Origin of the sequence: Mesorhizobium sp. M1A.F.Ca.IN.022.06.1.1 (genome assembly GCF_003952605.1) — a bacterium.
GTDB lineage: Bacteria > Pseudomonadota > Alphaproteobacteria > Rhizobiales > Rhizobiaceae > Mesorhizobium.
In genome coordinates this window covers 5,822,988-5,835,703 of the sequence record NZ_CP034455.1, presented here as the reverse complement: position 1 = coordinate 5,835,703, position 12,716 = coordinate 5,822,988, and the positions used below count along the sequence as shown (strand labels likewise).

At 64.8% G+C, this 12,716-nt stretch carries 12 protein-coding genes; 2 read left to right on the top strand and 10 right to left on the bottom strand.

Features of this window, described 5'->3' with window-relative positions:
- Window positions 1-2 precede the first annotated feature (2 nt).
- The gene (locus EJ078_RS27695; protein WP_067328131.1) at window positions 3-1,586 is read right to left on the bottom strand and encodes a DUF2125 domain-containing protein; all 1,584 of its coding nucleotides are present in this window, start codon (window positions 1,584-1,586) and stop codon (window positions 3-5) included.
- 101 nt (window positions 1,587-1,687) lie between these two features.
- Entirely contained in the window at window positions 1,688-2,263 is a 576-nt protein-coding gene (locus EJ078_RS27690; RefSeq protein WP_067328128.1) for a GNAT family N-acetyltransferase, read from the bottom strand.
- A 65-nt stretch (window positions 2,264-2,328) separates the two neighbouring features.
- On the opposite strand from EJ078_RS27690, the gene EJ078_RS27685 reads away from it, so the two are divergent.
- Window positions 2,329-3,657 (top strand): DNA polymerase IV, encoded by a 1,329-nt coding sequence (locus EJ078_RS27685; RefSeq protein WP_127404287.1) that lies wholly within the window; start codon window positions 2,329-2,331, stop codon window positions 3,655-3,657.
- 28 nt (window positions 3,658-3,685) lie between these two features.
- Here the strand turns inward: EJ078_RS27685 and EJ078_RS27680 are convergent, their stop codons facing one another.
- From EJ078_RS27680 to EJ078_RS27660, 5 genes are all read right to left on the bottom strand, one after another.
- The gene (locus EJ078_RS27680; RefSeq protein WP_127404286.1) at window positions 3,686-4,189 is read right to left on the bottom strand and encodes a hypothetical protein; all 504 of its coding nucleotides are present in this window, start codon (window positions 4,187-4,189) and stop codon (window positions 3,686-3,688) included.
- Between the two features lie 155 nt (window positions 4,190-4,344).
- A complete protein-coding gene (locus tag EJ078_RS27675; RefSeq protein ID WP_127217428.1) occupies window positions 4,345-5,523 on the bottom strand; it encodes a hypothetical protein in 1,179 nt (392 codons plus the stop codon).
- Between the two features lie 36 nt (window positions 5,524-5,559).
- Entirely contained in the window at window positions 5,560-6,570 is a 1,011-nt protein-coding gene (locus EJ078_RS27670) for a succinylglutamate desuccinylase/aspartoacylase family protein (RefSeq protein WP_127847169.1), read from the bottom strand.
- Between the two features lie 9 nt (window positions 6,571-6,579).
- Window positions 6,580-6,924, bottom strand: a complete 345-nt coding sequence (locus EJ078_RS27665) for a RidA family protein (RefSeq protein WP_067000282.1) — start codon at window positions 6,922-6,924, stop codon at window positions 6,580-6,582.
- Between the two features lie 34 nt (window positions 6,925-6,958).
- Window positions 6,959-8,284 carry an alanine racemase gene (locus EJ078_RS27660; protein ID WP_127217186.1) on the bottom strand — a complete coding sequence of 442 codons (1,326 nt, stop codon included), beginning with the start codon at window positions 8,282-8,284 and terminating at the stop codon, window positions 6,959-6,961.
- Window positions 8,285-8,352: 68 nt separating this feature from the next.
- On the opposite strand from EJ078_RS27660, the gene EJ078_RS27655 reads away from it, so the two are divergent.
- Window positions 8,353-9,294, top strand: a complete 942-nt coding sequence (locus EJ078_RS27655) for an amidohydrolase family protein (protein ID WP_127217187.1) — start codon at window positions 8,353-8,355, stop codon at window positions 9,292-9,294.
- Here EJ078_RS27655 and EJ078_RS27650 read toward each other — a convergent pair.
- Genes EJ078_RS27650 through EJ078_RS27640 form a run of 3 tightly spaced genes read right to left on the bottom strand, consistent with a single transcriptional unit; the run spans window position 9,268 to window position 12,697 of the window.
- Complete coding sequence (locus tag EJ078_RS27650) at window positions 9,268-10,239, bottom strand: ABC transporter permease (RefSeq protein ID WP_127217188.1); 972 nt, start codon at window positions 10,237-10,239, stop codon at window positions 9,268-9,270. The genes EJ078_RS27655 and EJ078_RS27650 overlap by 27 nt on opposite strands.
- Complete coding sequence (locus EJ078_RS27645; RefSeq protein WP_127243358.1) at window positions 10,236-11,201, bottom strand: ABC transporter permease; 966 nt, start codon at window positions 11,199-11,201, stop codon at window positions 10,236-10,238. Before EJ078_RS27645 ends, EJ078_RS27650 begins: the two co-directional genes overlap by 4 nt.
- Complete coding sequence (locus EJ078_RS27640) at window positions 11,198-12,697, bottom strand: sugar ABC transporter ATP-binding protein (protein WP_127403561.1); 1,500 nt, start codon at window positions 12,695-12,697, stop codon at window positions 11,198-11,200. The genes EJ078_RS27645 and EJ078_RS27640 overlap by 4 nt, the downstream gene beginning before the upstream one ends.
- Window positions 12,698-12,716 lie beyond the last annotated feature (19 nt).

Below are 12,716 nucleotides of genomic sequence, written 5' to 3'. Positions count from 1 at the left end.
GCTCAGGGCTGCAGCTTCGCTCCAGCCCCGCCATTGTCGCCGCCGTCCGAATCGGCCCCGCCGGTTGAATTGTCCGTTCCGTTCGCGCCGTCATCGCCGCTCGAATTGTCGTCCTGCCCCGCGCTGTCGTCCTGGACTTTATCCGGGCCCTTCAGCATGGCGCCGTTGACGACGATGGACCCATCGGCCTTGGTGTTGATCACCCACTCCAGGCGACCGTCAGGCAGTGTCTTGCCAAAACCCTTGACGGCAAGCGCGAACGGGAAGGCCTGCACCATTTGCTCATCGCTCTTTGCCGCTTCCTTCAGGGCATCGACGATCCTGTCGTAGCCGGCGACGTCGATGGTCACGCTCCCATCGGGTTTCTTGCTATCCGGGAAATACACCTCGCCTTCCACGGCGACTTCGATATCGCCATTCTTCACTGTCGAGTGCCCGAACACGATCTTGGGCTTCTTGGCCTTGAAATCCTCGACCAAAGCCTTGCCGAATGCATCCGGCAGCGACGGATTCTTATTGAGATCAAAGGCTTCGATCGTCTTCCTTGCCATCGTATCGAGATCAATATTGGCGCCACCGAAGTTGAGGTCAATATCCGTCGGCAGCAACGCGACGCTCCAGGCGGGCAGCGCTTGCTGCGGGATCGTCAGGCCGGAGGCCTTGATCGCGTAGTCGACTCTGCCGTTCGGTGAGATTCCGTCCATCCCGAACGCGGTGCTGAACTGCTTCGCCGCGAATTTGCCGACGGGGCTCTCCACCTCGAAATCCTTGAAGCTGTAGTTGCCGTCGATCCTTTCCCAGACGGGCAGCGCGGCCAACAGGAGCGATTTGAGCTCCGCCTGGTTAGCCTTGAGCTTGGCTTCGTCCTCATTGGCGACGGCAAAGGCAAGAAGGTCGAGCAACGGCTTCGTCCGTACGCCCTTGCCATTCGCATCAACGGAAAGTTCGGGCGTTTTCAGGGTGACCGGAAAATTCATTCCGCTGTTGGGATCGTCGATCTTGATCGTCTCGACGAAGCTCGAGACCTTTTGCGTTGCCTTGAAGTCAACGCCGCCATTGACCGACTTGGTGGCGGCAATCGTCGCGGTGCCGGCACCGGCGGTGACGTCCGCCTGCTGCTTGGCTTCCCGAGACGTCAACGTCATGCCGGCCATCGAGCTGGCGCCGCTGGTGAACGCCGCCAGGTTCGGATCGTAGACGGCGGAGCCCTTGCCGTCCTTGACCGAAACTTGCATGCTTTGCGGGCCTTCGGGTCCGTTGAATTCGAAGGACATGGTGTGGGAAAAATCCGAGGTGACGTCCCAGAATCCATCGCTGCGCGGCTTCACCAACAAGGCATAGGGCGCGAGGTCGATCTTGAACGGCTTCTGCTCCGGCAGGGCGCTGACCAGGGCCTTGACGTCCACTGCGATCTTGTAGGCGTCGCCTTCGACCGAGACCTTGAGCACGCCCTTCTCGAACGCCTGCTTGCCGAAATAGCGCGCCAGATTGTCCGAAAGCTGTTTGGCGCCCTGGCTGTCGACGGTCTGTGCAACGGCCGGCGCGCTGAAAGCAAGAATGAAAACAAGTGGCAAAACACGCTTCACGTCAGTCTCCGTCGGTCTCGGAAGGCAAATCGTTTCGTCTTCTCGTAGAAAAGAAGCATTACAGCCGCAAGACGATGACTGTAAGCCAAATCCTCAAGCGGCTAAAGCACCAGCCGCATCAGCGGCCTACCGGGCTTGCGCTCCAGAAGCCTCTCGAACCCGGCCTTCTCGAACACGCGCGACGAGCCGACGAACAGCCCGATCGAACGCGAATCGCGCGACAGATCGATCGGGCAGGCTTCCAGCAGCCTGGCGCCATTTTCGCGGGCAAAGGCGATGCCGCCGTCGACAAGTCGATGAGTGATGCCCCTGCCCCGCGCCTTGGCGCGAATGAAAAAGCAGGAGATCGCCCAGACGTTCGGGTCTTGGGCATCCGCGGGATCGACAGGCGCCGAGCCCCGGCCTTGATTGTTCCATTCGGGCACGTCGGCGCGCGGGCCGACCTGCATCCAGCCGACGGCCTTGCCGTCCTCGAAAGCCAGAAGCCCGGGCGGCGGGCCGGCTTCGATGCGCGCCTTGATGTGATCCTTGTTGCGCTCGCGGTCGCTCGCCCGCCGCTCCGCCGGGGTCAGCCGGAAATGCGTGCACCAGCAGCCGTAACAGGCGCCCTGCTTGCCGAAGAGATCCTCGAAATCGGTCCAACGCTCAGGACTCAGCGGTACTATGGTCGTGCTCATACGTTCTCCCCAGGCCAAGCTTGTTGCCGGCCCTGCACTGTCGTACCATTGCGGTTGTTCTCTTTATGTTCGCAGCGATGACGGCTCCTGTCAACAATCCCGAACACGGCTTTTGTCGCGACTGCCTGGCTTCTCAGCGCAGCGAGACGCGCCGTTGCGAGCGCTGCGGCAGCCCGCGCCTTGTCCGTCATCCGGAACTCTACCGGCTGGACATCGCTCACATCGACTGCGACGCTTTCTATGCCGCCATCGAAAAGCGCGACAATCCGGCGCTGAAGGACAAGCCGCTGATCGTCGGCGGCGGCAGGCGCGGCGTCGTCTCCACTGCCTGCTACATCGCCCGCATCCAGGGCGTGCGCTCGGCGATGCCGATGTTCAAGGCGCTCGAGGCCTGTCCCGAGGCCGTGGTGATTCCGCCGAACATGGAAAAATATGTCCGCGTCGGCCGCGAGGTGCGCGCGCTGATGCAGGCGCTGACGCCGCTGGTCGAGCCGCTGTCGATCGACGAAGCTTTTCTCGACCTCGCCGGTACCGAGCGGCTGCATGGCATGCCGCCGGCGCTTGTGCTGGCCCGCTTCGCACAGACCGTCGAGAAGGAACTCGGCATCACCGTTTCCGCCGGTCTCTCTTACTGCAAGTTCCTCGCCAAGATCGCGTCGGACTTCCGCAAGCCGCGCGGCTTTTCGGTCATCGGCGAAGCGGAAGCGCCAAGCTTTCTTGCCGGGCAGCCGGTCACGCTGATCTGGGGCGTCGGCAAGGCCTTGGCCGCGACGCTCGAGCGCGACGGCATCCGCACCATTGCCCAGCTGCAGCGCATGGAGCGCGGCGAACTGATGCGGCGCTACGGTGTCATGGGCGACCGGCTCTACCGGCTTTCGCGCGGCGAGGACGACCGCCGCGTCGACCCCGACGGCGATGCCAAGAGCGTGTCGGCCGAAACCACCTTCGACAACGACATCGGCTCGCTGGCAGAATTGGTGCCGGTGCTGCGCGGCCTGTCGGAAAAAGTCTCGGCGCGGCTGAAGAAATCCGGCATTGCCGGGCGCACCGTGGTGCTGAAGCTGAAGACGCAGGATTTCAAGCTGCGCACACGCAACCGCCAGCTTGGCGATCCGACACGGCTGGCCGATCGCATCTTCCAAACCGGGCTCGATTTGTTGCGTCGCGAGACCGACGGCACGAAATTCCGCCTGCTCGGCATCGGCGTCAGCGATCTTTCCGACGACGGGAAGGCCGATCCGCCGGATCTGGTCGACGTCCAGTCGCGCAAGCGCGCGATGGCCGAAACCGCGATCGACGAGCTGCGCGACAAATTCGGCAGGAAGGCCGTCGAGACCGGTTACACCTTCGGCAAGGGCCGTGCTGCCAACCCGCCCGAGCCGCTCGAGGACTGAGACCGGCTGGCATTCATGGGCGGCTTGATCAGGTGCGCTGCAGGTCGATCCGGCTCGTCACCATGGTCTTGCCAGTTTCTGGATCCGTGTCGGTCACCGTCAGCCGCATGCTGTCGCTGCCGGTCTTTTCGACGGTCAACTGCGCTTTGCGGTCGCCATTGACCTCCTTTGCCCAACGGATGCCGAGATTGAGCGCGTTGCCCGAGCGGCTGCCGTTCAATTGCGCCGGCCCGGTACGTGAGCCGATATAGACGCCGCTATAGCCCCTGCCGGTGGCCTTCAGATCCGCGCTGATCTCCCGCGTCATCAAGATCAGCCCGCGGCATTTGCCGTCGAGCGACAGCGAGGTCGAGGTAGCGCCGGATTTGAAGTCGCAGGAGATATTCACCGTCGGCGCATTCGCGCTCACCTTGAAGGTGCCGTTGCCGGCGAAGCTGCCCTGGAACGAGCGCAGGAAATCTGCATCGTCGGCGTAGGCGCTCGCGGCAGTCATCAGGCAGCCGGCGAGAACGAGCGGAACCACTGGTCTCATCGAAATTCTCCCCCGTTGGAGCCGAAACGCGCCTCCTGGCCTCGGAAGGCGCAAACAGACTCAGGAACGCAAGCGATCTTGGCAGGTTCCCCTGCCGATATCACCGTTTTGCAACAATGTCGGTTGGCGTGAGGGTATTTTAAGCCGGCGGCGGCTCAGGCCGAGAGCGCGGCCTTCACCCAATCCAGCCGCGCTGCCGGCACCAGCCCGTAATTATAGAAATTGATGCCATCGACATCAGTTTTCCGCGCCGGGCTGACCTTCGCCGCTAGCAACTGCGGACCCGCCATTTCCGGGTAAAAAAGCCGGTAGCCGGTGCCGAGAAATTTGCCGGCGCCGAGCGCGGCGCGGCCGTCCGTCACCAGGCTTGCGACATCCTCGGCCTGCATGTCATAGGCGCACAGGATCGCCCCGTCGCAGACCTTGCCGACAGCCGCCAGATCGCAGCCACCCAGCCAGCCTTCCTTGAGGTCGATGATGAGGACCTCGGTGACCGGATGCGCCACCTCGCGCAGCTCGGCGATCAGACTGGTCACCGGCTCGAAGCGCCAGACCAGATAGGCGTGTAGCTCCGGCCATGGCCCGAAAACCTCGAGTCCGCTCGCTGGAAAGCTGGGGAAGCGCCGCTCCGGCACTGCGCGCTCGCAGGTCTCGACAATCCATTGCCGGACGAGCGCTCGCGCCGGTTCGGCGTTGACCCCGGCTTTGGCTGCGCGATCGACACAGGAGGGACAGAAGCACAGCGACAGCAGGAAATCCTCCTCGGGCGTCAGGCCGACGCCGTCCTTTTCGTGATGGTACTCATGGGCAAATCCCATGAAGGAAGGGCTTTCGAGTTCGATCCTGTCCGGTTTGTAGCCGTGCGAGATGTCCGCAACCAGCGCCCGGACATAGGCGCGCGCGTCGGGATGCGAGGGACAGAGATTGTAATAGTTGGGATCGCCGAAGGCGTTGCGAGTGACCGCCTCGGGATGAAGCATGCCGAGGCGGGTGTTGTGCAGGCACACCGTCCAGCAAGAGACCCCGGGGCCGCCCTGTTCCCGCCGGCGGACGAGTTGGCCAAGCACGTCGCCGCCTTCGCTGATCACATCCGCGACCTTGGGCTGGATGGCGAGGTCGGCCCATCGCGCCGCTGACGGCTTGAAATAGATGGTGCCATCCTCTGGAAAATAGGCTTTTCGCCGCGGGCTACGCGGCTGCAGGAAGCGACCGGCATGATAGGAGGTGGCCAGGCTGATCATGTTGAGGTCGGCGCGCTGGACAATATCGCGCTCGACCGTCTCCAGGCCGAGATCCTGAATGTCCCAGGGATAGGTCCACATCGAAAGCTGCATGCTCATCCTCGGTTCTTCGTCCCTTCCGGGCCGGCGTCAGCCTTCGACCGGCTCGGCCACTTGCATCAGGCAGTCGCCCGCCTCGCACATGGTGTGCAGCCGGCGCGACAGCACGATGCCGCTTTCGGAGAAACGCATCGCCTCCTCGGCAAGCTCCAGCCGTTCGAGATCGTGATACCATCCCGCCAGCTGGCCAGCACTGACGCTGTCGCCGAGGCGGACCGCAGGCTCGAACCAGCCGCGCCGCGTCGAGTAGATGCCCTGGCTGTGCCTCGACAGCGAAAGCAACCGCGTCGGCTTCGCCGGCTCTGCGTCCGATGTGAGCACCGGCGCCGCGACCACGCCCAGCTCGACCATCAGGCGATCGAGCGCGCGAGCGGTAAGCGTCATCGAATCGACGGTAGCGGTTCCGCCGCCGCCGAATTCGCCGCTGACGCCGATGGCGCCAGCCCGGCGCGCGGCACCCATCGAGGTCGGCGAGGCCTGGCCGTTGTCTGCGACGAAGCCGAACGGCATCCCGAGCGCGCGCATTAGCTCGACACCCCGCCGATGGCGCTCGGCATCGGCATTGCGCTCGACCAGCGCCGTCGGCAGATGCTCCATCGAGGTGCCGCCCGAATGGATGTCGAAGACGACATCGTGACGGGGAAACAGTTCCGTTTCCAGGAAATGGGCGAGCCGACTGGTCGGCGTGCCCGTCGGATCGCCCGGGAACGCGCGGTTGAGGTTGCCGCCGTCCAGCGGCGAGCAGCGCTTGGCGGCCATAACCGCCGGCGTATTCGCCATCGGCAGGATTGTGATGCGACCGCTGATTGCGGCCGGATCGAGCCGGCGGATCAGCTTGGCCAGCGACAGCTCGCCCTCATACTCGTCGCCGTGGTTGCCAGCCATCAGCAGCAGTGAGGGACCCTTCCCGTTGCGAATGGTGCAGATCGGTACCTTGACCTGGAAATAGGGTGAGCGGTCGACCGAGAACGGAATGCTGAGATAGCCGTGCGTTTTGCCTTCGCGGTCGAAACCGAGCGTGTGGACAAGGCCGGTATGCATGCTGTCCTCTCAGACGGCCGCGACGGCGGTGACTTCGATGCGCAGGTCCGGGTCGGCCAGACGCGCTTCGACGCAGGCGCGTGCCGGCAGGCGCTCGGGATCCACCCAGGCATCGTAGATCTTGTTCATCGCGTCGAAATCGCCGATCTGCGGCAAGAAGATGTTGACCGCCACGAGCTTCGACTTGCTGCTGCCGGCCTCATGCAGCAGCGCCTCGACTTTGGCCAGAACATCGCTGGTCTGCGCTTCGATGCCCCCCTTGCGGTCGTTGGCGACCTGGCCGGCTATATGCACCATGCCGCCATACACCACCGCCTGCGACATGCGAGAGCCGGACTGGAAGTATTTGATCATCTCGGATCCTTTCGAGTTCTTTTTGGAGGCCTGGTCAGCCGAAATAAGTCGGAATGGCATGGGCCACACGACCGGTCTCATCCACACCGAAAATAACGCGATAGCGGTCGAGGCAGGTGCAGGGATGCGAAATGCCGAATTCGATGACGTCGCCGACCGCGATGTCGTCGCCAGGCTGGAGAGCCAGGAAGGCATGCTGATCGTTGAGCTTGACTACCTGCGATTTCTCAGGTGAAGCCGGCAGCGGCTCGCCCGAACGATACACCCTGAGCGGCTTGGGAAAACCCTGGTCGAAGGAGACGTCGCGCATGCCCATGCCGCAAATGACGAGATCAGGTTCCGGCCGCGAAAGCACTTCGGCCCAGACACGCAGGACCGGACGGAAAGAATTGCGCGCCGAGGCGGTGGCGCCGCCGAGCTCGAAACCGCTGCGGCTGTCGACCGCGCCAAGCGATCGGTCATAGACGCCGTGGTCGTGGAAGAAGATGGCACCGCTGCGCAGCACCAGCGTCGCCTTGCCGTCCTGTTCGACCAGCGGCGAAAGCGCCGCCACCACCCTGTCGAAGAAGACCGACCCGCCGGCCGTCACGACCAGGGGAGCCTCGCCGCCGAGGCGAGCGCGGAGCCTGAGGAACATGTCGCCCACCGATGCCAGCAGCGCAGAGACCGCTTCATCGGTGCGCAGCGAATCAGGCTGAGCGGCAGCACCTTCATAGGTGCCGACGCCGGCAATGCGCAGCCGTCCGCCGGTCGCAGCGACGGCATCGGCGATTGCTTCGGCCTCGGCCGTGGTTCGTGCGCCGGCCCTCGCCGCGCCGAGCTCGACCAGGACACGCAACGGCGGGAGATCGGCAGCTGCCCGCCACGCATCCGCCAGTGCCCGCACGGCCGCGACCGAGTCGGCGAAGACATAGAGCTCGGCATCCGGCCACGCGCCAGTCAGTTTCGCGAGCCGGCCTGCACCACCGGCGCCGCCGACCTCGTTGGCAATGATCAGTCTCGAGAGACCCGCCTTCAGCATCACCGTTGCCTGCCTTATATCGGCGACCGTCGTGCCCCAGGCACCGGCCTTGACCAGCGAATGGGCGAGATCCGGCGCCATCGGCGTCTTGGCATGCGGCGCGACCGCAGCGCCCTGCTCGAGCGCATAACGCAGGAACAAGTCGCGATTTGAGGCGAAGGCCGCTTCGTCAAGGGTGAGCAGCGGCAGCGACATGCGGCCATCGGCCGGATGCCAGCCTTGCTGTCCGGCCAGGCTGGAATCCAATCCGGACGTGCCGGGGGGCACGCCACGGATACGATCGTCGAGCATGAAATTTTCATGCACGACAAGCGATTGGGCCGGTGTGTTCTCGCTCATCCGATGCTAACCCTTCCGTCGCCGAACAATGGCTCAACCGATTGCCGGCCAAGGCCTGAGGGAACCGCGTGCCAAATCCCTACTCCGGACCCATCATCGACGCCCATCACCATCTCTGGGATCTCAGCCTCGGCCGCCATCCCTGGCTGACCGCCTCTGCCGGCGAACGCGGCGGCCTCGGCGAGCTTGATGCCTTGCGCCGCAACTATCTGCCCGAGGATTATCTGCGCGACGCCGCCCGGCACAATGTCGTCGCCAGCGTCCATGTCGAAGCCGGCTGGGCGAGCGACGACAGCGTCGGCGAGACCCGCTGGCTCGAGACGCTCGACAAGTCGTGCGGCGTAGCGGCGCGCTACGTCGTCCATGTGCCGTTGGCGAGCCACAACGCGGCGGAGTTGATCGAGGCGCAGGCCGCGTTCGACCGCGTCATCGGCATACGCGACATTCTGAGCTGGGACCCTGATCCCGCCCGGCGCTTCGCCGCTCGCGACGGCATAATGGACGATCCCGCCTGGCGCGCCGGCCTTGGCTCGCTCGCCCGGTACGGGCTCTCCTTCGACCTGATGGTGTTTCCACGCCAACTGGCCGAGGCAGCGCACCTCGCCGCGGCCTTTCCCGACCAGCAATTCGTCCTCAACCATTGCGGCAGCCCGATCGACCGTGATCCCGAAGGCTTGCAGAGATGGCGAGACGGGCTGCGGCGGCTGGCCGAGCGCGACAACGTCGCCATCAAGATCTCCGACCTGGTCGCTTACGATCATGACTGGACGCTCGAAAGTCTGCGGCCGATCGTTCTGCATTGCATCGACTGCTTCGGCATGAAGCGCGCCATGTTCGGCTCCGACTTCCCGGTCGCCGGCCTGCACGCCTCGTTCGATGAGGTATATGACAGCTTCAAGGTCATCACCGCCGATCTTTCCCGGGATGAGCAGGCGGCGCTGTTCTTTGGCAACGCCGCTCGCATCTATCGCCTGGACGCCGGGTCATCGCCGGGCTTGCTCCCTGCCTGAGAGCAGCAGCAGCCCGAGGATGAGCGAACCGAACAGGATGCTGCGCCAGCCGGGCGATGCATTGACCACGGTGATCAGCGCAGTGATCGTCACCAGCAGGATGGCTCCCGGGATGGTGCCGGCATAGGTGCCGAGCCCGCCGAGGATCGAGGTGCCGCCAAGCACCACTGCGGCGATCGAGGCAAGCAGATAAGGATCGCCGATCCCGACATAGCCCTGCCCGTTCATGCCGAGCACCAGCACGCCCGCGAGCCCCGCCGTGAATCCGCTGATGCCATAGACAGCCAATGTCGTGGAAATGATCGGCACGCCCGACAGCGACGCCGCAAGCGGATTGGCGCCCATGGCGAAGATGCGGGCGCCGAAAGGCGTTGCATGCATCAGCGTCAGCACGAGCACGGAAACCGCGATCCACAGCAGGATGCCAGCCGGGATGCCGGCCGGCCGCGCATTGCCAAGCCAATGAACCAGCGGGTTCTCGGCGGTGACGGCACTGCCGCCGGCAATGATGATCAGCAGACCCTGCAGGAATGTCGCCATGGCCAGCGTCATGATCATCGGATGGACGCGCAGCAGCGCCACCCCTAACCCGTTGACCACGCCGATAGCTGTGGTCAGCGCAAGCACCGCGAGCACGGAGGCAAGGCCGGTCGGATCGGCCTGCCATGACAGCAGCGGCAGGCTGATGGCGCTGACGGTGACGATCGCTGCCACCGAGAGATCGATCCCGCCGGCGATCACCACGAAGGTCTGCCCGGCCGCCACGAGGCCGATCACCGCGCCAAGTTCTACCAGGTAGCGCAGATGTCCGTAGGCGCCGAAGCCGGGCGATGCGATGCTCGCCGCAATCCAGACTGCGACGACGATGGCAAGGGTGAGGAACGGTCGGCTGGTGAGGATCGCCCTGGCGCGTCTGCCGCCGGGGCTGTCGGTCCACGCTGTCATTGCTGCACCTTGCGGAATTGCGGGATGGCGACCGCGCCGATGATGATCAGCCCTTGCGCGACATACTGCGCTACCGGGGTGAAGCCGAGGAAGAACATCACGCTAATCATCAGGCTGAGCAGCAGGCTGCCGGCGAGCGCGCCTCGCATGGTGCCCTGCCCGCCGAGAAAGCCAATGCCGCCAAGCACGGCAGCGGCAATGGAATTGAGCGTGAAGGCGGAGCCGATGACCGGATCGCCAGAGCCCGTTTGCGCGGCGACGAACAGCCCGGCGCCGGTCGACAAGAGGCCGCTGATCGCATAGGCGGCCACACGCGCCGCGTCGACCGGCACACCGGAACGGTAAGCCCCGACCGGATTCTCGCCGGCGGCATAGAGGCTCAATCCAAGCGGCGTGGCGAGATAGAGCTTCCATAGCAGGACGATCACCACCAGCAGCACGAACGCCGCTGGCGTGTCGCCGGCAAGCAGGTCGGACAGCCAAGCCGGGATGGAGCCGCCAGGTCTCGGCAGGATCAGCAGTGCGGCGCCGCCGATGATGAACGAGCCGGCGAGCGTCACCACGATCGCCGGCAGGCGCAGCCTGACCACGATGAAGCCGGTCGCGGCGCCAATGCCGAGCCCGGCAAGCGCCACGGCGGCCGCGCCGCCGGCGACGCCCAGCTGTCCGCCCATGGTGGTCGCGGCAATGACCGCGCCGAGGCTGACGGTCGCGCCGATCGCAAGGCTGATGCCGCCGGTGAGCATGAGGATCGCCTGCGCCATCGCCACCAGCGCTAGCGGGAACCAGCTCTGGGTGAACTTGGCAAAGCCGGAGACCGTGAACAGGCCCGGAAAAAGCACGGCATAGGCGATGAGAAACGCCAGCACCACCAGGAAGAGGCTGCGAACGCCGATGTTGCGGCGCGCCTGCACCTGCCAGTAGAGCGCGCCGTCGGCTCTCGCGGATGGAATGATGCTCATGCCGCCACCTTCCGCCTCTCTGCACCCATCGCCGCCGACACGATGGCTTCCTCGCTCAGCGCGGCACGCTCGAGCATCCTGGCGACCCGGCCTTCACGAACCACCGCGACGCGGTCGCATAGATGCACCAGTTCCGGCGTATCGGAACTGAGCAGCACGACCGCCTTGCCAGCGGCGGCGAAGGCGCGAAGCATCAGATAGATTTCGCGCTTGGTCTCGACGTCGACGCCACGCGTCGGATCGTTGAGCAGCAGCACCAGCGGATCGTGCGGCATCCACTTCGCCAGCGCGACCTTCTGCTGATTACCGCCCGACAAGGCCTGCGCCGGACGCTGCAGGTCGCCCTTGATGGAAAGCTGGGCGGCGAGATCCCTTCCCTTCTGGCGTTCAGCCTTGCGGCTGCGCAGCTTCAACGACGAAAGTCTTGCGAGGGAAGGCAACATCATGTTGGTGATGATCGGATGAATAAGGTGGAGGCCCTCGCGCTTACGGTCGGCTGGCACATAGGCGAGCCCCAGCGCGTTGGCTTTCGGCACATTACCCGGCAGGCCCGACACGCCGTTTACCGTCGCCGAAACCGTCCTCGCCGGGATGGCCCCATAAAGACCGAGCAGCAGATCCTCCTGCCCCTGACCGACCAGGCCGCCTATGCCCAGCACCTCGCCGGTCCCGATGTCGAGGTCGACGTCGTGCATCAGGCCGGCCGAGAAGCCGCGGATCGAGACGGCGGCGCCGGGCGATACCGACGGCTGCCATTTCGGAAAGAGATCGCCGGGGTCGCGACCGACCATCAGGCGCACCAATCCAGTCGCATCGGTTCCCTCCAGCGGCCGGTCGGCCGTGCAGGTGCCGTCCTTCAGCACCGTCACATGCTGGCAGAGCGCCATCACCTCGTTGAGCCGGTGCGAGATGTAGAGAATGGCGACGCCTTCTCCACGCAGCCGTCCCAACAGGTCGGTCAGGATTTTTGTTTCCGTCGCCGAGAGCGACGAGGTCGGCTCGTCGAGGATGAGCACGCGCGGCCGGCGATAGAGAGCCTTGGCGATCTCCACCATCTGCCGTCGCCCGAGGGATAGATTCCCAACTGGTGTCGACAGCGGCTCGTCGAGGCCGACAAGTTTGCATGCCGCCTTCGCCCGCGCGGCAAGCTCCTTGTAATCGACTAGCCCGAAGCGCTTGGGATAGGCGCCGATGCCGATGTTCTCGGCTATCGAAAGGCTGGCCGTCAGGCTGAGCTCTTGCTGCACGACGGCGATGCCGGCCTGTCGCGCGAGCGCTGGCGTCATGCGTGCCACGGCACGCCCATCGACCTCAATGGTCCCGCTGTCCGGGCGCAAGGCGCCCGACAGGAGGTTGATCAAGGTCGACTTTCCGGCGCCGTTCTCGCCGAGCAGCGCATGCACGCGGCCCGGCTGGAGAGCGATGGAAACGTCGCGCAGGACGGGGTTGCCGAAGAACGCCTTCGACACCCCCCGCGCGGCAAGGAGCGGAGCCATGGTCAATGCTGCGACCCTT

Excerpts from the sequence above, each read along its gene's own strand:
- EJ078_RS27690 (WP_067328128.1), bottom strand. The coding sequence starts at position 2,263 with ATGAGCACGACCATAGTACCGCTGAGTCCTGAGCGTTGGACCGATTTC.
- EJ078_RS27685 (WP_127404287.1), top strand. The coding sequence starts at position 2,329 with ATGTTCGCAGCGATGACGGCTCCTGTCAACAATCCCGAACACGGCTTT.
- EJ078_RS27680 (WP_127404286.1), bottom strand. The coding sequence starts at position 4,189 with ATGAGACCAGTGGTTCCGCTCGTTCTCGCCGGCTGCCTGATGACTGCC.
- EJ078_RS27675 (WP_127217428.1), bottom strand. The coding sequence starts at position 5,523 with ATGCAGCTTTCGATGTGGACCTATCCCTGGGACATTCAGGATCTCGGC.
- EJ078_RS27670 (WP_127847169.1), bottom strand. The coding sequence starts at position 6,570 with ATGCATACCGGCCTTGTCCACACGCTCGGTTTCGACCGCGAAGGCAAA.
- EJ078_RS27665 (WP_067000282.1), bottom strand. The coding sequence starts at position 6,924 with ATGATCAAATACTTCCAGTCCGGCTCTCGCATGTCGCAGGCGGTGGTG.
- EJ078_RS27660 (WP_127217186.1), bottom strand. The coding sequence starts at position 8,284 with ATGAGCGAGAACACACCGGCCCAATCGCTTGTCGTGCATGAAAATTTC.
- EJ078_RS27650 (WP_127217188.1), bottom strand. The coding sequence starts at position 10,239 with ATGACAGCGTGGACCGACAGCCCCGGCGGCAGACGCGCCAGGGCGATC.
- EJ078_RS27645 (WP_127243358.1), bottom strand. The coding sequence starts at position 11,201 with ATGAGCATCATTCCATCCGCGAGAGCCGACGGCGCGCTCTACTGGCAG.
- EJ078_RS27640 (WP_127403561.1), bottom strand. The coding sequence starts at position 12,697 with ATGGCTCCGCTCCTTGCCGCGCGGGGGGTGTCGAAGGCGTTCTTCGGC.